This window comes from Vibrio frigidus (genome assembly GCF_042465995.1).
Taxonomy (GTDB): Bacteria; Pseudomonadota; Gammaproteobacteria; order Enterobacterales; family Vibrionaceae; genus Vibrio.
Window position 1 is genome coordinate 719,392 of sequence record NZ_JBCDMC010000001.1, and the last position, 20,746, is coordinate 740,137.

Sequence of the window (20,746 nt, forward strand, 5' to 3'; positions counted from 1 at the left end):
ATAATGGCAACTATTGAAATTAAAAACATTGATAAAATTTATGACGGCAAGGTCCACGTATTGAAGGACGTTAGCTATAAGATTGAATCGGGCGAATTTACTGTGCTGCTAGGTCCATCTGGTTGCGGAAAATCTACACTTCTCAACATTATTGCGGGTCTTGAAGAAATTGAAGGCGGAAGTGTTTATATCGACGGTAAAGATGTAACGGATCTTGCACCAAAAGACCGAGATATTGCAATGGTGTTCCAATCATATGCGCTTTATCCAACCAAATCTGTTCGTGGAAATATGGAGTTTGGTTTGAAGATGGCGGGAGTTCCTAAGGATGAACGAGATAAGAAAGTTTCAGAGGTTGCTTCATTACTTCAAATCACCAATCTCTTAGATCGAAAACCATCGCAACTATCTGGAGGCCAACGTCAACGTGTTGCGATTGGAAGGGCATTGGTAAGAGATGCAAAAGTTTTCTTGTTTGATGAACCGTTGTCAAATCTTGATGCAAAGCTGCGAGCTGAAATGCGCAGTGAGATTAAGATGTTGCATGAAAAACTCGGCAAAACGATGGTTTATGTGACTCATGACCAAGTAGAAGCAATGACGATGGGTTCTAAAATTGTAGTAATGAACGAAGGTGTTATACAGCAGGCTGACACGTCAAAGAAAGTCTACAGTGAACCGATAAACTTATTTGTAGCGGGTTTCTTAGGTTCCCCTCCAATGAATAAGCTTGAAGGGTATTTCACCAAAGAAGATGGTGAACCGTACTTTGTTCTAAATGGTAGTAAAGAACTTAAAGTAGGCCTTTCAAATTATTCATTTACTACTGAACCTATGTTGAACGACCCTTTGGTCTTAGGTATTCGGCCCGAGAATATCAATGACTTGCAAGTTATTGATTGTCCGCAAGAGTTTGAAGTGGATATCCAGTTGGTAGAACCATTGGGATACAGCGTACTTCTGAAGGGTGCTATCCAGGGCAATAATATTATTTCTAGAGTTTCTTACGATTTCTTCGAAAAAATAGAAGGTAAAAAGTGTATATCGCTGGCCTTCGATAAGAGGAAATTGTTGGTGTTTAACCCAACTAGCGGCGCTCTACTGTAATTCGATCAGAAAGACAGTACAGCACGAGACTGTAGATAAAAATTTAACAACGAAATTAATCAAGAGATCAAAATGAAGCCGACAATTATAACTAACATAGAAGTGGTTTTGACCAAACCAAAAGAACATAATTTAGTCGCAGTAAAAGTACACACGGATAATGGTGTATATGGATTAGGATGCGCGACGTTCCAACAAAGGCCGTATGCAGTCAAAACGGTAATTGAAGAATATTTAGTGCCGCTTTTAGTTGGCAGAGATGCGAATAATATTAACGATCTATGGAATGTAATGATGGTTAATGCGTATTGGCGAAATGGCCCAGTGCTCAACAATGCGATGAGTGGTATCGATATGGCGCTCTGGGATATCAAAGGCAAGCTTGCTGGTATGCCTCTTTATCAACTTCTTGGCGGGAAATCTAAGGATGCGATTCCGGTTTATAGGCATGCGGATGGATCGACAATTCAAGAAGTTGAACAAAACGTTCGCCAATATATAAAAGAAGGTTATCGTTATGTTCGTTGCCAAATGGGTTTATATGGCGGTAAAGAGGCGGTCCCGCATTTGACCAAAGACCCTACTCCTGGTGCATATTATGATCAAGAAACCTATATGGAGAGCGTGATCACGTTATTTGAACACCTTAGAGAAACCATTGGTTATGGTGTTCATTTGCTGCATGATGTTCATGAACGACTGACTCCGATACAAGCGGTCGATTTTGTGAAAAGAATGGAAAGATTCAGACCATTCTTCATTGAAGATCCTCTACCACCGCATCAATTGGAATGGTTGGAAATGATTCGCGCTCAGTCATCTACCCCTATTGCTATCGGTGAACTATTTAATAATCCTATGGAGTGGAAAAGTATTGTCGCAAAAAGGCAACTCGACTATATCCGTGTCCATATAAGTCAAATAGGTGGGATTACTCCAGCGATAAAATTAGCGGCATATTGCGAAGCGCATGGTGTTAGACTCGCATGGCATGGTCCTCAAGATATGACTCCGATTGGCCATAGTGTAAATTTACATTTGAATATAGCTTTCGCGAACTCAGCTATTCAAGAATGGGATGCACCTAATGAGAATATTCGTAATGTATTTCCAGGTACAATAGAAACCGAAAATGGATACCTTTATGCATCAGATTCTCCGGGTATAGGGGTTGATCTAGACGTTGAATTAGCCAAAACGTTTGAAATGGACCTTTCGGTTCAAGAATGGACACAATCGCGTCTACCAAGTGGCGTGATCCATACACCATAGTTTCTGTAAAACTAAGCGTCTGTAAACCAAGACGGGTTCTCCTACACATGCGTTGGGAGCTTGCACCATTCAGGAAAATCAATTAATTAATAATAGGGTTGTAATGGAGTAGACAGCAATGGGCATGGATGCCGATTGCTGAACGGCCTAAAACGGCCGCTGTAATTACATCTATAATAATGAAAAACCTATTCAGTTTGGTATTTCGGCTCAGGTTTACTGACGCTGGTAAAACTATCTCATCTTAAAAATCTCTTTATGAAACCTTTCCTTTGGTAATCCCGTCAACGCTAAGTGTTGTTGTAGGTTTTGACCAAACGCTTTTGGGCCACAAAAGCTCACATCGTATTTTTTGCCAGCCATTTTCGACGCAATCTGGTCGCCATTTAGCAATTCACCTTTTTCCGCATCTAGCAGGTGGAACTCAATAAAACGTAGATGACTTAATACCTTAATTATCTCACTTTCAAAAAAGGCTTCTTTTTTGCTATTCACACAATAGAAGAGTTCAATTTTCTTAAATGAAGGTTGAGTCTTGTCCGATTTGCGTTTCAGCCAATATAAGCGAGAAATAAACGGCACAATACCAATACCAGCACCGACCCAAACCTGATGTTCATGACCTGACATCTGGAAGCGACCATAGCTGCCTTCAATTGTCACGGCTTGACCTACTTCTAATTTATTGACGAGTTGATGAGTGTAATCCCCAAGGTCTTTGACACCAAATGAAACGAGTCGGTTGTCTTTGTCATAATCTAATATGGAGAACGGGTGGGGAGCTTCACCATCGTGGAAATCTAGATAGGCGAACTGGCCTTCGTTATAGTTTATTTCATTGTCGAGTTGTACCGAAAAACGAACCACAGAGTGGCTGTCGTTTGTAATCGAAAATTGGGTTACTTCAGATAGATGGCCTTTTGTCTTATTGATCTTTCCGATCTTACCAGTAAGTGACATGAAGGAGCACCACACTCCGATAATCGATAAAGCCGTAATAGCACTGTTCATTGGGATAGAAGCGATATCCCAGTTGAGCAACATCATAGAGTGGAATACACCAGCAAGAACCAGTATGCCCCCCAGTTTGTGAGTAAATTTGAATTTTTTATAGCTTATGGCTTGTACTAGGGAAATCAGGCTAAATATTAAAAATACTTTAAATGAAATATCACCGACTTGTTCTGCAATTCCGCGCCAGTCAATGCCTTCTAATGTTGGTCGTGGGCCGCGGTTTGGCATTGCTATTAGTTGAGCATCAATAAGCCAGTGAGCACTTTTTACGGTAACCCAATGTAAAATCAACGCAATCGTGGCGCCTATGCCTAATGTTTTATGCAGCGCATAACCTTTATCTAATCCTTTTACCTTAGATTCAACCCAACTAAAACGTGCAGCAAGCAATACGGCCAGACTCATATAGCCCAGACTCAGTATCCCTGTATACATGGTTAATTGTGATCGCCAGAAGAAAAAGTCACCAAATTTGTCGTAGCCGACAAGCAAGGCTGGTAGCCAAAGAAGGGTAAGTAGAGCGGTGAATTTAAGCATAGTGTGTTGACCAAAGTGAGTAAACGGTACGAATGTATGTATAAGCACATCATAAGGCCAAGCCGATTAGATGACAGTTTCTTTACGCAACTTTATCTTACTTTACAATTATTTACAGAATGAAAAAGGCGCCGAGATAGGCGCTTAATTAGGATGATGAAATAGGGTTTAGGCTTGTGGCTTAATTGACGGTTACTGCTGCATCTGCTATCAACTTACCGAGTTCTTCCCATTTGCCTTCATCAACCAATTTGGTAGGGACCATCCACGTTCCACCGCAAGCAAGCACGGATGGAATAGACAAATACTCGCCTATATTGTCAACGCTAACACCACCAGTTGGCATAAACTTAACTGGATAGACCGCGGTTAGTGCTTTTAACATTCCAGTGCCACCAGAAGCTTCTGCAGGGAAAAATTTTAGAGTGCGCAATCCCATATCCATGGCTTGTTCAACCAAACTAGGGTTGTTTACTCCTGGAATGATGGTAACTTTCTTATCTAAGCAATATTGAACAGTACGAGGGTTGAATCCTGGGCTAACGATAAAGTCTACACCCGCTTCTATCGCTTCATCTACCTGCGCATTGGTCAGAATTGTACCTGCACCAATCAACATCTTGGGAAATTCTTTGCGCATTAGTGCGATAGCTTCTGCTGCGCATTCCGTTCTAAATGTGATTTCTGCGCATGGCATACCGTTTTCAACCAGAACGCGGCCTAATGGAATAGCGTCTGCAGCTTTGTTTATTGCAATGACGGGTATTACTTTTAAAGCAGCTAATTGTTCGTTTAACGTTGTCATTTGTCCACCTAATTAATCTAGTTCTATAGAGGGCATAGCCTCTGCTGGGATAATAGCGCCAGGATATTGAATGACAGTTCCTGCCACTTTATGTGCGATTTCTGCAGACTTAACAGCTGTGCCGCCGATAAATCGTTTTGCCAAATAGCCGCCACTAAAGGAGTCTCCCGCGGCGGTAGTATCAACAACGTTAGACACCGTCGTTGCCGTCACGTATTCTGCTGTATCATCAGTGATGACCAGGCACGCCTTACTGCCTCGCTTTATAACTATTTCTTTTACACCGGCTTTTGTCGTTCTAGAGATACAATCATCTAGATCTTGATCACCATAAAGATCTTGGTCGTCATCAAAAGTGAGTAGAGCGATGTCTGTTTTATGCAGCATTGACACATAGTTTTCTATCGCTGTAACCTTGTCTTTCCAGAGTTTTGGTCGATAGTTATTGTCAAAAATAACTTTGCCGCCACTCTCTCTGAAACGGTCTAAGAATGTAAACATCACTTCTCGTCCACTATCGGTTAGGATAGCCAGCGTAATTCCACTTAGGTAGATAGCGTCATAGCTATATAGTTTGTCGAGTAGAGTTTTTGACTCTATTTGGTCAAAGATGTACTTAGCTGCCGCATCGTTTCTCCAATAATGGAAGTATCTTTCACCAGTGTCGTCGGTTTCTATATAATAAAGACCCGGTTGTTTATCTTCCAAACGTAGGATCAAGCTTGTGTCAATACCTTCGCTATTCCATTGGTCAATCATGTCTTGACTAAAAGGGTCGTTACCCAAGGCGGTAACGTAACTCACATTAATAGAATGCTTTCTAGTTAAACGCGTTAGATATAAAGCGGTATTTAGTGTGTCGCCACCAAAAGCTCGTTTGAGAAGGTTTTTGGGCTGCTGTTGCAGCTCGACCATACATTCACCCAAAACAGCAATGTTTAAAGATGCCATAGAATGCCTTATTTATTGGTAAGAAAATCTTTACGTAGGGGTGAAAATAGGTCAAATAGGATACTATTATCTTCAAGTGCGACGGCGCCATGAATAGAATTTTTGGGAGCGATATACGCATCACCAGCGGTTAAAATGCATTTTATCCCGTCTACTTCCGCTTCAAAACTGCCTGCAACGACATAACCAATTTGGTCGTGGATGTCGTGGGAGTGAGGAGCTCCTACTGCGCCCTTGTCAAAGTTTAGGTGGACAGCCATGAGATCATCAGTGTATCCGACTATCTTGCGCTTGATGCCTCCACCTAGCTCTTCCCATTCATTTTCGGAAATTTTAAAAAAACGGTTCATACTTAACTCTCCTAAGAAATGCGTAAACAATGTTCTCAACTCTATCGCAATATCATACTACTCAAAAGACATATTGTCATACAAATAGACGGAATATTTGTGATGTCAATCGAATGTATTTTTCTAAAGTATTATTAATCAGGTGTTTACTATGTCTTTCATATATTTCTAATGCCATATTCATGATGTAAATGGATAGAGGTAGTGTGATTTACATCCTTATTTTATAAGAAAATCGAGACTTTTTAATTCAATTGTATTACTTTATACTTGTATTTTTATGAAAATTTTAGGTTTTAGTGCTTAAACAATGTTTGTCCTGATGTTGAGCTCAAGCCGGAAACGATAGAGGATAATAATGAACGTCATTACCCAACCAATATTACTGAATAAAGTAGAAATAGTTGAATTACGAAAAGAGGTAGGACGTGATAGCTTAATGGGTAAAACCATCGCAGCTAATATAGGTGAACTAGAGGCGTTTATGGAGCTAGACTCAGATGTTCCCGGCCATGGTGAAGCAGGTGGTTACGAACATAATCGCCATAAGCAAAACTACTCTTATATGAATCTTGCAGGACGTCTTTTCCTCATTACAGAAGAGAAAAAATACGCCGACTTTGTGACTAAATTACTGGCGTTGTATGCAGACAAATATCTTACTTTCAATTATCACGTTCAGAAAAATACCAATCCAACAGGACGCTTGTTTCATCAAATTTTGAATGAACATGTTTGGTTGTTTTATACCAGTATCGCCTTTTCTTGTGTTGCCTCAACGATGAATGAAGAGCAACGTCAACATATTATTGACCGACTCTTTGATCCGATGTTAGAGATGTTCACGGTAAAATATGCACATGACTTCGATCGTATACATAACCATGGTATTTGGGCCGTTGCCGCTGTTGGCATATGTGGACTAGCGATTGGTAAAACTGAGTATCTGAAAAAGTCAGTATTTGGTATCGACAACGATGGGACTGGCGGATTTTTAGCTCAAATTTCCCAATTATTTGCTCCTTCTGGTTACTATATGGAAGGCCCGTATTATCATCGCTATGCGATACGTCCAACGTGTGTGTTTGCAGAAGTATTACATCGTCATATGCCAGAATTGGATATCTTCAACTATAAAGATGGCGTTATTGGTAATACGGTACAGGCCCTACTTTCAACCGCTTATCCAAATGGAGACTTCCCAGCGCTTAATGATGCCTCTCGTACGATGGGTATTAGGGACATGGGCGTTCAAGTTGCGGTTAGTCAATATGCAAAACATTACGGTTTGGATGATAATCTCGTCGGCATGGCCAAAATTCAGAATAGAGTCTGGATGCATTCTTGTGGTTTAGAACTGTCTCGTGCTTTAGAAAAATCTGAGAGTATTGGTATGCCGTTTTGGCCAAGTACAGAGTTGAATGAAGGCCCTGATGGAGACAAAGGAGCACAAGGCTTTGTCCGTATGCAAGACAAAACCAAAGATGTGTTCCAGTTGTGTATGAACTATGGCCAACACGGAATGGGTCATGGCCATTTTGATACGCTTGGCATTACCTATTTTAACCGTGGGCAGGAAGTGCTTCGCGAATATGGTTTTGGTCGTTGGGTTAACGTTGAACCAAAATTTGGTGGCCGTTATTTAGACGAGAACAAATCGTACTCTCGACAAACGATTGCGCATAATGTGGTGACAATAGATGAAACTTGTCAAAATTATTTTGATGTAGAGCGTGCTGACGGTATTCATGGAAAACCGCATTTCTTCAGTGTAGAAAGTGCATTTCTTAAGGGAATGAGTGCGTTTGCTGATGACCATTATGACAATACTCAGATGCAACGCAGTGTCTTTATGCTGCAAACTGACGAATTAGAAGCGCCACTGCTTATCGACCTTTATCGAATCAATGCGGAAGGTCAACACCAATACGACCTTGCACAGCAATATGACGGTCAAATTGTTCGTACTAACTTTGAATACACAAGCCCGGAAGAACTTGCCACCTTGGGTGATAAACACGGTTATGACCACTTGTGGGATGTCGCCCGCGGACCGATCGATGGGACTGCATTAGTGAGTTGGTTGCAGGGTAACACCTACTACACATGGCTCGGTACAAGTTCTAATGAACACGATGAGGTGATATTCACCCGTAGTGGCGCGAAAGACCCTAGCTTCAACCTTAGAAGTGAACCAAGTTTCATTTTACGTTCAAACGGTGAATCCACATTATTTGCTTCTGTGTTAGAGACGCATGGCTACTTCAATGAAGAGTTCGAGCAATCTGTAAATGCTAGAGGCAAGGTTCAAGGTATCAATGTTGTTGGTTTTAACAATGAAGGTTCTGTTATCGAAATTATGACGGATAAAACTCGACTCACCTTGATGCTCTGCAATGAACAAGGTTCTGACGAAAACGCGACGCATACAATCACTATAAAAGACAAAATCCACAGCTGGTCAGGTTACTTTGCTGTCAAGCAGGAGACACTATAATGAGCTACCAACCCTTACTGTTAAGCTTCGAAGAGGCGGCTGAATTAAGTAAAGATCTAGGCAAGGATACGCTATTAGGCAAAGCACTTGATCGCGATATTGCACTTGTTGAATCTTATGTTAATGAAGTAGGAATAGAGGTACCAGGGCATGGTGAAGCAGGAGGCTACGAACATAATCGCCATAAGCAAAACTACATTCATATGGATTTAGCCGGTCGTCTTTTCCTTATCACTCAAGATGACAAATACCGTGGCTACATTGTTGAAATGCTCACGGCCTACGCGACGGTATATCCAACATTAGAAAGCAATGTCAGTCGAGATAGCAATCCACCGGGTCGTTTGTTTCATCAAACGCTGAATGAAAATATGTGGATGCTGTATGCATCTTGTGCATATAGCTGTGTATTTCACACGTTAACGGAAGAAACGAAACGTCAGTTAGAAGATGACCTTTTTAAACAGATGATTGATATGTTTGTAATCACCTATGCACATGATTTTGATATTGTCCATAATCACGGCTTATGGGCAGTAGCTGCAGTCGGCATTTGTGGTTATGCGATAAACGATCAATCGGCGGTAGACAAAGCGCTATATGGCTTAAAAATGGACAGGGTGAGTGGTGGTTTTCTCGCGCAATTAGACCAGTTATTCTCACCAGATGGTTATTACATGGAAGGGCCGTATTATCATCGTTTTTCCTTACGTCCAATATTCTTGTTTGCGGAAGCGATTGAACGTCGTCAGCCAGACTTGGACATCTACCATTATAATGATTCAGTAATTAAAACAACGACTTATTCAGTGATGGCAACAGCGTTTCCAGACGGAACATTGCCAGCGTTAAATGACTCATCTAAAACGATTAGTATCAATGATGAAGGCGTTATTATCGCAACAAGCGTCTGTTTTCAACGCTATGAACAAAGCGATACGCTACAAAGTATGGCCAACCATCAACAAGATGTTTGGGTTCATGCATGTGGTCAAAACCTATCTAATTCCGTAGCAGAAGCAACCGATATCAAACCATTCAGTTGGGGAAGCTTGTTTCTTACTGATGGGCCAGAAGGTGAGATGGGTGGTGTGAGTATTCTTCGCCACCGAGATAAGAAAGATGACGATACCATGGCGTTATTATGGTTTGGTCAACACGGCAGTGATCATCAATATCACTCAGCACTCGATCATGGGCATTACGACGGTTTGCATTTAAGCGTGTTTAATCGTGGTCAGGAAGTGCTAAATGACTATGGTTTTGGTCGTTGGGTAAATGTAGAGCCAAAATTTGGTGGACGTTATATCCCAGAAAACAAATCATATTGTAAGCAAACTGTCGCGCACAATACGGTAACGGTTGATCAAAAAACGCAGAACAATTTTGATACGGCTACGGCTGAATCACGTTTTGGCCAAAAGCATTTCTTCGTGACTGAAGACGAGTCTCTTCAGGGGATGAGCGGAACGATATCAGAGTACTATGACGGTATTGATATGCAGCGTAGTATTTTGTTGGTCGAATTACCTGAATTTGAAAAACCATTGGTCATTGACGTCTATAGAATTGTCGCAGGCAGAGAGCATCAATATGACCTGCCAGTCCACTACAATGGTCAGATAATTCGTACCGATTTTGAATACCAGGTTGCCTCTAAGTTACGTCCTTTGGGTAAAGACAATGGTTACGAGCACTTGTGGAATGTAGGTAAAGGCTGTGTTGACGCAGGTTCGCTAATCACCTGGTTACAAGGTGACAGCTACTATTCATTGATTACTTCTGGTTGCGATAATGCGGAACTCATTTTTGCTCGTACTGGTGCAAAAGATCATGATTTTAACCTACGTAGCGAACCCGCTTTGATTCAGCGTCAGATCGGCCAAAACCATGTGTTTGCCTCTGTACTAGAAACACATGGTTATTTTAATGAGTCGATAGAAGCGTCAATTGGAGCTCGAGGTTTGGTGACATCGGTTGAAGTGTTAGGACATAACGATGAGGCTACAGTAGTGAATATTAAGACCACTACTGGAAACTGTTATCGCTATGCAATATCTAACCTAACCGAAGAACATCACGCAATGAAACAGAGCATTTCGTTTGATGGTGAGACGTTCGAATGGCAAGGTCCATTCGCGCTAGTATAGCCAATATTTAGACCGTCTAAGCCGATCACTTTATTGCTCGGTTTTTTTACGACCAAAATTTTGGTCTAATATCAAACGAGAAATTATTGATTAGAAATTTATGTAGAGCTAAGTAAGTTTGAGAACAATATGAATGTGATTATGTTTACTAACCGAAGATTATTTAGTATAAATACAATGAGATAGCGTGATTATTCTTATCTTTGCAAGGAGTAAGGTATATATTTGTCAAAGTAAGAATATATTATTATTGGGCCGATCATCATAAGAACAGTTTGATATTTTCATATTAATAAAAACAGCCTATCCAACTGCTTCGGATAGGTTGTTTTTGTTTTCTTGTATGGTTATTAAGTGACTGCGGCTTGCTTTTTCTTTAATCGCATTGTTGAATAAACAGAGAATATGGCGAGCAGAATGAAAGCAAGCGCAATGGGTCTTTCGTATAAGAATGACCAGCTGCCTTCATACATGAGTAGTGCTTTCCTAAGGTTAGTTTCTGCCATTGGGCCAAGGATAATAGCCAGCAAAATAGGTGAAGACGGTATGTCTAATTTTCCTAGTACAAAACCTAACAAGCCAAAACTAATAGCGATACCGATATCAAACATTGAATTATTTATCGCGTAAGCACCAATAATAGATAAGAAAATAATGATAGGGATCATTAGCATTTTAGGCACTTCTATAATACGGCAGAAGAATCTAATACCAAGTAAACCGACCAAAAGCATCACAATGTTAGCGACGAGCATTGAGCTAAAGATACCATATACAATTTCTGGATTTTGGCTAAATAGCAGTGGACCAGGTGTTAAACCTTGGACTATGAGAGCGCCTAACAATACCGCAGCAACCGCATCTCCAGGGACCCCTAATGTAAGTAGCGGAACTAAAGAGCCCCCTGTGACTCCGTTGTTTCCTGCTTCTGCAGCGGCTAAACCGCGTACCGAGCCTTTACCGAATTCTGAAGGATTTTTAGACGACCGTTTTGCTTCGTTATAACAAACAAATGCCGAAATATCGGCACCAGCCCCGGGTACGGAACCAATTGTTGTTCCAATAAGGCCACTTTTTATTGCTGTCGGCATCATATCTTTTAGATCTTGTTTGCTAAGTAATTTTTGACTAAATTTAGGTGGTTTAACGTGTGATTCACTGAGTAATTTTTCTAGTTGATTGAGTGCTTCAGAAATAGCAAATAAGCCAATCAACACTGGAATTACGTTAATACCACTATAGAGATCCATAACATCAAAAGTAAAACGAGGAACGCTACTGATAGGGTCAAGGCCAACGGTTGAAATAAGTAGACCAATAGTTCCCGCCAGTAACCCTTTAAGAATGTTTTGACCCGATACACTAGCAATGATAGTTAAACCAAAAAGTGCGAGTGCAAAGTATTCAGGAGCGTTAAATTTTAGAGCAAATTTAGCGAGCATTGGAGCGATAGCAATAAGCACGATCGTACTTAACAACCCACCAACGAATGAAGCAACCGCTGAGATACTAAGTGCTCTGGCGGCTTCACCCCTCACGGCTAATGTATGACCATCTAATACTGTAGCGGCGGAAGCCGGCGTCCCCGGTGTTTTCAATAGTATTGCAGCAATGGAACCACCATAGATACCACCGATATACACGCCAATAAGCATGACAAGAGCAGCTGTTGGTTCCATACCAAAGGTAAACGGTAATAAAATAGCCACACCCATCGTCGCGGTTAAGCCAGGCAAAGCGCCTAAAATTACGCCACCCAATACACCAAAAATGAGAACGGGTAGAACACCAGGACTGAACGCTGTGAGCAGCCCATTTAATAAATGCTCAATCATGAGAAACTCCTAGTAGAACAAAGACCCTTCGGGTAAAACAATGAGAAACACAGTGCCGAAAAGATAATAAATACCAAGTACAAAACCAACAGCGACAAAATAGTAGAGTGGTTTTTTTACTTTGAAATAAATAAGGTAGCTAATAAAAGCAAGTAGACTGGCAATTAAATAACCAACGAAGCTCATTATTACTGCGTATCCAATTAAATACCCAAGTCCGAAAATAGAGAGTTTTGAAAAAATCGAGGTTGTATCTTGGGGTTCGTTTAACCTAGATTTCGCTTTGTGCTGGAATATCAAAGCGAGACAAAGAATTATTTGACCGATAACGATCACTCGTGGGAAGAATTTAGCGTCTACGCTTGCTTCCTGATACATGGGTTCGTCAAACTGGCCAATAAAGAAAAATGCGACTGCACTTAAAAGAATAACTATGGACGGGAAAATGACGTTTCTATCTAGCATAGAATCCATCCTTAAAATAATATCGCAAAAGAAAAGGGGCTAATGGTCAGCCCCAAAATAGAAAGTTATTTAATCAGTGAACCAAGCGCTTTGGTGTCATCTTTAACAAATTGAGTAAAGTCTTCCGCATTCATATTATGGATAGTCATTGCGCCTTTTTCCATAAAGTCTTTGAATTCAGCTGATGCCATTGCTTCGTCAAACGCTTTACCAAGAATTTCGATAACTTCATCTGGCGTATCTTTAGGCGCACCGATACCACGCCATGTTCCTGTTGTCACATCAACGCCTTGTTCTTTAAGTGTCGGCACGTCAGGAATGTAAGAAATTCTGTCGTTAGACATTACACCCAACGCTTTCAACTGGCCTGAACGAAGTTGAGAAATAGCTTCACCAGGCGTCACCATTGTTACATCAGTGTGGCCGCCGAGTACGGCAGGTATCGCCTCAGAAGAACCATTGTAAGGGATAGCATTAAGCTTGATACCTTCATGCTTTTCTAGTGCCATCAAATAGAAGTTAGGTTTTGCTGTAGAGGCAAATTTAACTTTACCAGGGGCCTTTTTCGCCTCTGCGATTAAATCGTTGATTGTATTGTAAGGGCTATCAATAGGAACAAGGACGACTGCTGGGTCTAAGTTAACCAAACGAATAAGTTTAAAGTCTTCTGCAGAGTGGCGCATTAATCCCATTTGAGGAAGAGATGCTATTTCACGGGTAACGACAGTCAGTGTGTAGCCATCCGGTTTTTGTTGAGCACCAAAGCTCATTCCAACTGCACCAGCGCCACCTGTGCGGTTCATTACAGCAAAGTTTTGACCTAAAATATCTTTCGCACTGTTTGCGATAGTACGACCCACTGCATCTGTACCGCCACCAGCACCAAAAGGAACGATAAGTCGGATGTTTTTACTTGGATAATCAGCAGCGAATGTCGATGCTGATGCTAGAATACCCGCGGCGATCATCAAGGATTTTAATAACTTGCTCATATTTATACCTTTATTCGTAGTTTCTGTAGGTTTGGGTAGGGTTGTTTATTTTTGATGTTTGATACTCATGCATTGCGAGTTGTTCGAACGCAACAGCTATCCAACCGCTGATGAGCATGTCGTACCATTGTTGAACTCCGCTGCAGCCAACGACGACATTTCCATATACAAAAGAACCGAAATAGAGAATATCGTCTTTTTGGAGCGAAGAGGGGTGTATTAGTTGAGTTTGGATGTTAGCGCTATTGTTGCACCACGCTTGTTTTGCTTTTTTACGAGCAAGCTTATCAAATGGAATAGTCCATGACTCAGGCTGACCTAGTGATGTTTGATAAAGAATGGCATCTTCAAATGTGCTATCCCACGGTCTTAGCCTTGGATCCATAATGACGATGTGAAGCTCTTGACGATTGGTTCGCTCGAAAAGTTTTTCGATAGATGGGGTAACAACTGAAATAGCGTCTTTCGCGATCTCTATATGACTTTTCATACCTCAAATCCATGTGTCTTCAAATGATGTAAAAAGTATATTGTATTATTATATGCCCATCAAAGAGGAATATCTCTGAGTGATAACCCGATCACATACGTTCGTCAGAACCTTGATGTAGGTCATGTTATTAACAGGTTTATCGACGTTTAAATACATTATTCGCACACTTTATCAAAATTGCTCATTGACAATTTCTGATAGCAGCATTTTAAATATTGTATTAAGAAATATTGTTGGTATTCAGGAAGGCATGACTCAATGGGGCGGCATGCCCCTTAAACCAGAAACTGAGCTTTATTTGTAGAGGTTTTTATAGTTAGAAATGTAAGCTTCCCAAAAGGGAGGTGTGCCAATGTGATCTTGAACCGATTGAATGAACTCAGTTACAAGTATCGTCTGTTTTCGATGGGGGTAGACTGCGTAGATACCCGTGTTCATTGTAGATATTGTATGGTCAGTAAGTAATGGCACAAGGTCGGATTCGGACAGTGGACGGTCTAAGTTAAATAGATCAATCATAGAGTACCCTAATCCATCTTTAACAGCGCTCATCAAAACTCGGGCATCACTAACCTTATAATTGCCCTTCATTTTGTAATTCTTCAATTGGCTGCCGTGCGGCGAATCGCTCATTTGAATCAAGTCTAGTGTTGTCTCTCCGTTACTATAAACAACAGCAGGTAAGGCGATTAAGTCTTCGGGGGTTTTCGGATGACCATATTTTTTTAAAAAAGACGTAGATGCGATCAATGCGAAATTGGTGCTGGCAATTTTTTTTGCAATAAGGTTAGAGTTGGCTAGTTTTCCAACTCTAAATGCTAGGTCAAACTGATTTGAGATAATATCCGTTTTTTTATCTTCTAGTTCAAGCGTCACTTTCACTTCGGGGTACTTGAGCATGAATTTGGTGATCGCTGGCTGTAAATATTCTTGTCCAAAAGAGATCGAGCTAGCGACCCGAATGATACCTTTTGGCTCAGAACGATAAGAATCGGCGATGTTGTGGATATTATTTAAAGTGTTAACTAGGACATGAGTCTGTTTGAGAATCTCTTCACCCGCGGATGTCAGAGAAAAAGATCGCGTTGATCTATTGAGAAGTTGAACACCTAACGTCATCTCTAGCTTTTTTATCTGCTTGGAAAGCGAAGAGTTATCCATGTCATGCAGTGTGGCCGCTTTTGCAAAAGAACCTTGCTGAACAACATCAATAAATAATGAAAGCTGATTGGTAATAGACATTAACGGTTCCTTTTTTATCAAATTTGGTGGTAATTAAGTTTTGTTGTTATGAGAATGACTGATAGGTATCGAGTGTTTTATCGTTAGGTTAAATAACGCCACAAATCCGCTTTTCAACGCAATTCATTGGTAAAATAGTGTCATTTTTATTTTTGTCTAACACGCGGAACGCTTTGGGTAAGGTTAACCTAAACCATGTTCAATTTTTTGAGCGTGTTTTAAACGATATTACGTCATAAGCGAGCTGCTGACGAATTATGTAGCATAAGCTCCGACTTGTCGCTTTAATACGTTTCTAGCTACAATTAGGTTGGATTTTATCTTCGGTTTAATGTCGACAGGCATGTGGGAGTGGAAAGTAAGATCCAAAAAGCCCTCGTAAACGAGGGCTTTATTATCAGATTGGCTATACGTGTATCTTACAAAAACGCTTTGAACGGTAGCTCTGGCTCGTCGGTATAGATGTCACGGAATCCGCGGAAATGTTGATAGTGCATACGGCCTTTGTCTGTAGGGTAAGTATACTTGCCACCTACCTGCCAGAAGAACGGAGCAAAACCGTATTGAAGTCTATCTTTTTTCATGTTCCATAAGACTTCTATCTCTTTTGGATCGTTTTGGAAGTTAGCCCAAATATCATGATGGAAAGGGATAACAACTTCACAATCTAGTGCTTCACCAGCGCGAAGAATATCGGAAGAGGTCATCTTGTCCGTAACACCACGTGGGTTTTCACCATATGAAAGCAGCGCAACGTCGATCTTGTGATCGTTGCCGTGCTTAGCATAGTAGTTTGAATAATGTGAATCACCAGAGTGGTACATAGAACCACCAGTAGTTTCGATTAAGTAGTTGACTGCTCGATCATCCATTCCGTCAAGGATATCTTTATCTAAAGATGAAGTACCTTCAGGTAATGTTACTAATGCTGTACGGTCAAACGAATCAAGTACCTTGATTAATGCGTCACCGACTTGAATTTCGTCACCAACTTTAGCAACTAAACAACGCTCTTCTGGCACTCCCCAGCTTTGCCAAAGATCGACACAGGCTTTTGGTCCAATAAATTTAACGTGATCTCCGCAATTTTGAAGCACAGCAGCCGCAACGTTAACATCGATATGATCGCCATGATCGTGTGATGCCAATACTGCATCAATTTCTTTAATTGCAAATGGGTCGAGTGGGAAAATAGAAGTACGAAGATTAGGTTGTAGTTCACGAACACCCCCCATACGCATCATCTGGTGTTGATTTTTCATGAACTTATTTTTTTGTGTTTTTTTGCCAACACCACACCAAAAGTCCATCGAAATATTTGTGTTACCTTCCGTTTTAAGCCATACACCTGTACAACCCAACCACCACATAGAAAACGTGTTTGGTTGTACTTCTGTGTTTTCAATTTCTTCGTTTAACCAAGTGCCCCATTCTGGAAATGTGTCTAAAATCCAAGATTCGCGAGTGATTTCGTTTACTTTGCTCATCGTATAACCCTATTGATTTGTTAATAACCGTATTGATTCATTAAACTAGAATGACTTCGATGCCTTTCTCTCGCAGTGCTGCGATAACAGTTTGATCAGCATCTTTGCCTGTGATTAGGATATCTATCTTGGAAGTGGTGCAAAATAACATGCCCGAGCGCTGTCCAATTTTAGAACTGTCTACCACCACAACCAATTTACCGACTTGTTCCAACATCTGCTGTTCAGCGACCGCTGTGAGCATATCTGTTTTATAAAGGCCTTGTTCGGTAAAGCCTTTACCACTGGTAAACATCCAGTTCCCAGCGTACGTTCCTGTTAATTCAGGTGTTGGATTTAAGAAGATATTTTTAGATTTATTGTATTGACCACCCGTAATGATGACGCAGTCGTGGTCTTGTTCAATCAAGTAGCTTGCTAATGGAAAGTAGTTGGTAATGATTTTGATGTCTTCACCGCATAACTCTTGTCCCAACATAAATGCAGTTGAGCCACAGTTGATAACGACGCTATCACCTCTATCACATAAACCGGCGGCAGCAGCAGCGATTCTCGTCTTTTCACCATAATGCTCAGTATTGTCAGGGCCTAATGGTGACCAAACTTTTTTAAGCTTCTCTATACGTTCAGCCCCGTTACGAACTTTTCTTAATTTTCCCAAATCATCAAGCTTAGAGAGATCTCTTCTTGCTGTTGCTGGAGAAACATTAAAAGTATCAATAATAGTGCTTACTTTGATGGCGTGTTTGTCATCAAGTAAAGAAAGAATGCCGTTGTGTCGTTGTACTTCGTTCATATTATGGTACCAACTATTTTATCAGTGCAAATCACAAAATGATTACTACGTGATTACTTTTGACTCGTTATGAGTCTAACGGTCACGGGTTGTCATGTCAAATCATACTAGTTGTAAAGTTTGAATCTCGTCATAAAAAACATGTAAGTTATTGTTTTATATAGATCGTGATTGTTTTTGGTCATTTTTGTGGATCAAAACAACATTTTTTATGGTCAATGGTGAGTACTATTGATTTAAATCAAAATAATCACGAATGAGCATTGAATGATTATTTATGATTGTTATGTTTAGTGACGTGAGCAAAACAATCGTGAGTTAATTTATCAGATAATAGATCAATTAGCTCTGTCCTATACAAAACTATTAAAAAATGAAAAGGGGTAAAAATATGGAGTTTTTATACGACGTATTCTATATTTTTTACAGTCAAGTAATGACGAAAGCACCGTTACTACTTGGTTTGGTAACATGCATCGGTTACTGTCTGTTGAAACGTGATACGACGACAGTCATTAAAGGTACTATAAAAACAATTGTCGGCTTTATGCTGGTACAAGTGGGTGCGGGAACGCTAGTTAAGGGATTCAAACCTGTTATAGAAAAACTTTCTGAATTCCATGGTTTGACTGGTTCTGTTATCGACCCATACACCACAATGATGGCGACAATGGAGAACATGGGTGATGACTACTCTTGGGTTGGTTACGCCGTTCTTTTAGCGCTTGGTCTTAATATTGTGATGGTATTGTTCCGCCGCTTCACAGGCGTACGTACTATCATGCTTACTGGACACATCATGTTCCAGCAAGCCGGCCTTGTTGCTGTTTTCTACTATATTCTTGATTATACAATGTGGGAAACCATCATATACTCAGCAATATTGATGGCTCTATATTGGGGCATTTCAGCCAACATCATGTTTAAGCCCACTGAAGCAGTAACCGGCGGTGCTGGGTTCTCTATTGGTCACCAACAACAAGTTGCCTCTTGGATTGCGGTTAAAATTGCTCCGAAACTAGGCGATAAAAACGATAGCGTAGATCATATTGAGTTACCAAAATGGCTACATATTTTCCACGATAGTATTGCCGCTACTGCCATCGTAATGACAGTCTTCTTTGGTATCATTCTTCTTTCTTTCGGTCTTGATAACCTTCAATCAATGGCTGGCAAAACGCATTGGTCTATCTATATTCTAGAAACCGGTCTTAAGTTTGCTGTTGCTATTCAAGTTATCGTTGCTGGCGTACGTATGTTCGTCGCGGAATTGTCTGAAGCATTTAAAGGTATCTCTGAGCGCGTTATTCCAAATGCGGTACTTGCTATTGACTGTGCGGCTATCTATGCATTTTCTCCAAACGCGATGGTGTTTGGTTTCATGTGGGGTGCGATTGGTCAGTTTACAGCGGTACTTGCTATGTTGGCGTTTGACTCGCCAATCATGATTATTCCTGGCTTTATCCCAATGTTCTTCTCTAACGCAACGATTGGTGTTTTTGCAAACCACTTCGGTGGTTGGAAAGCCGTGATGAAGATCTGCTTCGTGATGGGTATTATCGAAGTGGTTGGTTCAGCTTGGGCAATTCAATTAATCAGTGGTCATGGTGTTGAGTTTAGCGGTTGGATGGGCATGGCCGATTGGGCATTAGTCTTCCCACCTATCTTTGCTGGTATCTCTGCGTCTAAATCATTCATCTGGGTATTGGTTGCATTAGCGTTCGTATACTTCTACTTCGCATCTAAGCAATTACGTGCGGAAGAAGATGCACAGGCGCAAGATGGTGGTAACGACTTACAACAAGAAGCACCAGAAGTGATAGCAGCAGTACAACAAGCTGTCGCACAATCAGATGGCGTTAGACCTATCAGCATCCTAGCGGTTTGCGGTAACGGTCAAGGCTCATCAATGATGATGAAAATGAAAATCGGTAAATATCTAGAGAAGAAAGGTATCCCGCATGTGATGGATTCTTGCGCGGTATCGGACTATAAGTCGAAATTATCTTCAACCGATATCATCGTTTCTTCTAAACACCTTTCAAGCGAAATGGAAGTGGGTGAAGGCAAATATATTCTAGGTGTCCAGAATATGCTTAACCCGAATACATTTGGTGATGAATTGGTAGAGCTAATTGACAAAACATTTGCGGCTCAAAGAACCAACTAAGCCGTGTTAAAATGTATAAATATTAATAAATAATAAGAAACAAAGGTTGCTAGGAGCCCTTTCTAGCAACCCTTTTTACTGGAGATGTATAATGGGTTTTAAACAATCACTAATCGAAAACAATTCAATTAAGTTAAATGTAGAGACGTCGGACTGGCGTGAAGCGATTAAAATCGGCACTGATATGCTTGAAGCATCAGGGGCGGTTGAACCCAGTTACTACAAAGCAATTGTTCGTAGTATTGAAAAACTAGGCCCTTATATCTGTATCGCTCCAGACTTTGCAATGCCACATGCTCGCCCTGAAGATGGTGTAAACAGAACGGCTTTCGCATTGGTTACTTTGGCAACGCCACTCGATATTGAAGGTGAACAAGTCAGAGTGATGGTAACACTTGCAGGAGGCTCATCTGATGAGCATATGGAAGGGCTGATGGAAGTTACTCAAGTACTTGATGATGAAGATAGCGAATCTGGCGTTGATGTTGAAAAGCTCTTGGCCTGCCAATCAGTGGAAGACGTTTATCAAGTGATAGATGCCGCGTTAGCGGAATAAATTCAATTAGCTAAAGCGCTCTTAATC

At 40.8% G+C, this 20,746-nt stretch carries 17 protein-coding genes; 6 read left to right on the plus strand and 11 right to left on the minus strand.

Annotated features, from left to right (window positions below):
• Nucleotides 1-3: 3 nt before the first annotated feature.
• Together AACW90_RS03225 and AACW90_RS03230 are read left to right on the plus strand one after the other, a co-directional pair.
• Nucleotides 4-1,107: an ABC transporter ATP-binding protein gene (locus tag AACW90_RS03225; RefSeq protein ID WP_390230676.1), complete on the plus strand. Its 1,104-nt coding sequence runs from the start codon at nt 4-6 to the stop codon at nt 1,105-1,107.
• A 72-nt stretch (nt 1,108-1,179) separates the two neighbouring features.
• Nucleotides 1,180-2,379 (plus strand): enolase C-terminal domain-like protein, encoded by a 1,200-nt coding sequence (locus AACW90_RS03230; RefSeq protein ID WP_390230679.1) that lies wholly within the window; start codon nt 1,180-1,182, stop codon nt 2,377-2,379.
• 234 nt (nt 2,380-2,613) lie between these two features.
• Here AACW90_RS03230 and AACW90_RS03235 read toward each other — a convergent pair whose 3' ends face one another.
• The 4 genes from AACW90_RS03235 to AACW90_RS03250 all read right to left on the minus strand — a co-directional run bounded on the left by AACW90_RS03235 (nt 2,614) and on the right by AACW90_RS03250 (nt 6,036).
• Nucleotides 2,614-3,930 (minus strand): ferredoxin reductase family protein, encoded by a 1,317-nt coding sequence (locus AACW90_RS03235; protein ID WP_390230682.1) that lies wholly within the window; start codon nt 3,928-3,930, stop codon nt 2,614-2,616.
• 181 nt (nt 3,931-4,111) lie between these two features.
• Nucleotides 4,112-4,735, minus strand: a complete 624-nt coding sequence (locus AACW90_RS03240; RefSeq protein WP_390230685.1) for a bifunctional 4-hydroxy-2-oxoglutarate aldolase/2-dehydro-3-deoxy-phosphogluconate aldolase — start codon at nt 4,733-4,735, stop codon at nt 4,112-4,114.
• A 12-nt stretch (nt 4,736-4,747) separates the two neighbouring features.
• Entirely contained in the window at nt 4,748-5,686 is a 939-nt protein-coding gene (gene kdgK, locus AACW90_RS03245; RefSeq protein ID WP_390230688.1) for a 2-dehydro-3-deoxygluconokinase, read from the minus strand.
• An 8-nt stretch (nt 5,687-5,694) separates the two neighbouring features.
• Nucleotides 5,695-6,036 (minus strand): cupin domain-containing protein, encoded by a 342-nt coding sequence (locus AACW90_RS03250; RefSeq protein ID WP_390230691.1) that lies wholly within the window; start codon nt 6,034-6,036, stop codon nt 5,695-5,697.
• A gap of 358 nt (nt 6,037-6,394) precedes the next feature.
• Between AACW90_RS03250 and AACW90_RS03255 the strand changes: the two genes are divergently transcribed.
• Nucleotides 6,395-8,533 (plus strand): heparinase II/III domain-containing protein, encoded by a 2,139-nt coding sequence (locus AACW90_RS03255; RefSeq protein ID WP_390230694.1) that lies wholly within the window; start codon nt 6,395-6,397, stop codon nt 8,531-8,533.
• Nucleotides 8,533-10,683 (plus strand): heparinase II/III domain-containing protein, encoded by a 2,151-nt coding sequence (locus AACW90_RS03260; RefSeq protein ID WP_390230696.1) that lies wholly within the window; start codon nt 8,533-8,535, stop codon nt 10,681-10,683. The genes AACW90_RS03255 and AACW90_RS03260 overlap by 1 nt, the downstream gene beginning before the upstream one ends.
• A 350-nt stretch (nt 10,684-11,033) precedes the next feature.
• Here AACW90_RS03260 and AACW90_RS03265 read toward each other — a convergent pair whose 3' ends face one another.
• The 7 genes from AACW90_RS03265 to ulaR all read right to left on the minus strand — a co-directional run bounded on the left by AACW90_RS03265 (nt 11,034) and on the right by ulaR (nt 17,993).
• Complete coding sequence (locus tag AACW90_RS03265; RefSeq protein WP_390230699.1) at nt 11,034-12,518, minus strand: tripartite tricarboxylate transporter permease; 1,485 nt, start codon at nt 12,516-12,518, stop codon at nt 11,034-11,036.
• A 9-nt stretch (nt 12,519-12,527) separates the two neighbouring features.
• Nucleotides 12,528-12,983: a tripartite tricarboxylate transporter TctB family protein gene (locus AACW90_RS03270; RefSeq protein WP_390230702.1), complete on the minus strand. Its 456-nt coding sequence runs from the start codon at nt 12,981-12,983 to the stop codon at nt 12,528-12,530.
• 65 nt (nt 12,984-13,048) lie between these two features.
• On the minus strand, nt 13,049-13,975 hold the full coding sequence (locus AACW90_RS03275) for a tripartite tricarboxylate transporter substrate binding protein (protein WP_390230705.1): 927 nt from the start codon (nt 13,973-13,975) through the stop codon (nt 13,049-13,051).
• Between the two features lie 10 nt (nt 13,976-13,985).
• Nucleotides 13,986-14,465 carry a hypothetical protein gene (locus AACW90_RS03280; RefSeq protein ID WP_390230708.1) on the minus strand — a complete coding sequence of 160 codons (480 nt, stop codon included), beginning with the start codon at nt 14,463-14,465 and terminating at the stop codon, nt 13,986-13,988.
• A 297-nt stretch (nt 14,466-14,762) separates the two neighbouring features.
• Nucleotides 14,763-15,710, minus strand: coding sequence for a LysR family transcriptional regulator (locus AACW90_RS03285; protein WP_390230711.1), 948 nt, complete (start codon nt 15,708-15,710; stop codon nt 14,763-14,765).
• A gap of 419 nt (nt 15,711-16,129) precedes the next feature.
• On the minus strand, nt 16,130-17,197 hold the full coding sequence (ulaG, locus tag AACW90_RS03290) for an L-ascorbate 6-phosphate lactonase (protein WP_347999277.1): 1,068 nt from the start codon (nt 17,195-17,197) through the stop codon (nt 16,130-16,132).
• A 40-nt stretch (nt 17,198-17,237) separates the two neighbouring features.
• Complete coding sequence (gene ulaR / locus AACW90_RS03295) at nt 17,238-17,993, minus strand: HTH-type transcriptional regulator UlaR (RefSeq protein ID WP_195706244.1); 756 nt, start codon at nt 17,991-17,993, stop codon at nt 17,238-17,240.
• Between the two features lie 391 nt (nt 17,994-18,384).
• On the opposite strand from ulaR, the gene AACW90_RS03300 reads away from it, so the two are divergent.
• A complete protein-coding gene (locus AACW90_RS03300; protein ID WP_195706245.1) occupies nt 18,385-20,163 on the plus strand; it encodes a PTS ascorbate-specific subunit IIBC in 1,779 nt (592 codons plus the stop codon).
• Between the two features lie 91 nt (nt 20,164-20,254).
• Nucleotides 20,255-20,719 (plus strand): PTS sugar transporter subunit IIA, encoded by a 465-nt coding sequence (locus AACW90_RS03305; protein WP_195706246.1) that lies wholly within the window; start codon nt 20,255-20,257, stop codon nt 20,717-20,719.
• Nucleotides 20,720-20,746: the final 27 nt, after the last annotated feature.

Excerpts from the sequence above, each read along its gene's own strand:
- AACW90_RS03280 (WP_390230708.1), bottom strand. The coding sequence starts at position 14,465 with ATGAAAAGTCATATAGAGATCGCGAAAGACGCTATTTCAGTTGTTACC.
- AACW90_RS03250 (WP_390230691.1), bottom strand. The coding sequence starts at position 6,036 with ATGAACCGTTTTTTTAAAATTTCCGAAAATGAATGGGAAGAGCTAGGT.
- AACW90_RS03300 (WP_195706245.1), top strand. The coding sequence starts at position 18,385 with ATGGAGTTTTTATACGACGTATTCTATATTTTTTACAGTCAAGTAATG.
- AACW90_RS03275 (WP_390230705.1), bottom strand. The coding sequence starts at position 13,975 with ATGAGCAAGTTATTAAAATCCTTGATGATCGCCGCGGGTATTCTAGCA.
- AACW90_RS03265 (WP_390230699.1), bottom strand. The coding sequence starts at position 12,518 with ATGATTGAGCATTTATTAAATGGGCTGCTCACAGCGTTCAGTCCTGGT.
- kdgK (WP_390230688.1), bottom strand. The coding sequence starts at position 5,686 with ATGGCATCTTTAAACATTGCTGTTTTGGGTGAATGTATGGTCGAGCTG.
- AACW90_RS03285 (WP_390230711.1), bottom strand. The coding sequence starts at position 15,710 with ATGTCTATTACCAATCAGCTTTCATTATTTATTGATGTTGTTCAGCAA.
- AACW90_RS03230 (WP_390230679.1), top strand. The coding sequence starts at position 1,180 with ATGAAGCCGACAATTATAACTAACATAGAAGTGGTTTTGACCAAACCA.
- ulaG (WP_347999277.1), bottom strand. The coding sequence starts at position 17,197 with ATGAGCAAAGTAAACGAAATCACTCGCGAATCTTGGATTTTAGACACA.
- ulaR (WP_195706244.1), bottom strand. The coding sequence starts at position 17,993 with ATGAACGAAGTACAACGACACAACGGCATTCTTTCTTTACTTGATGAC.
- AACW90_RS03260 (WP_390230696.1), top strand. The coding sequence starts at position 8,533 with ATGAGCTACCAACCCTTACTGTTAAGCTTCGAAGAGGCGGCTGAATTA.
- AACW90_RS03255 (WP_390230694.1), top strand. The coding sequence starts at position 6,395 with ATGAACGTCATTACCCAACCAATATTACTGAATAAAGTAGAAATAGTT.
- AACW90_RS03305 (WP_195706246.1), top strand. The coding sequence starts at position 20,255 with ATGGGTTTTAAACAATCACTAATCGAAAACAATTCAATTAAGTTAAAT.
- AACW90_RS03225 (WP_390230676.1), top strand. The coding sequence starts at position 4 with ATGGCAACTATTGAAATTAAAAACATTGATAAAATTTATGACGGCAAG.
- AACW90_RS03235 (WP_390230682.1), bottom strand. The coding sequence starts at position 3,930 with ATGCTTAAATTCACCGCTCTACTTACCCTTCTTTGGCTACCAGCCTTG.
- AACW90_RS03270 (WP_390230702.1), bottom strand. The coding sequence starts at position 12,983 with ATGCTAGATAGAAACGTCATTTTCCCGTCCATAGTTATTCTTTTAAGT.
- AACW90_RS03240 (WP_390230685.1), bottom strand. The coding sequence starts at position 4,735 with ATGACAACGTTAAACGAACAATTAGCTGCTTTAAAAGTAATACCCGTC.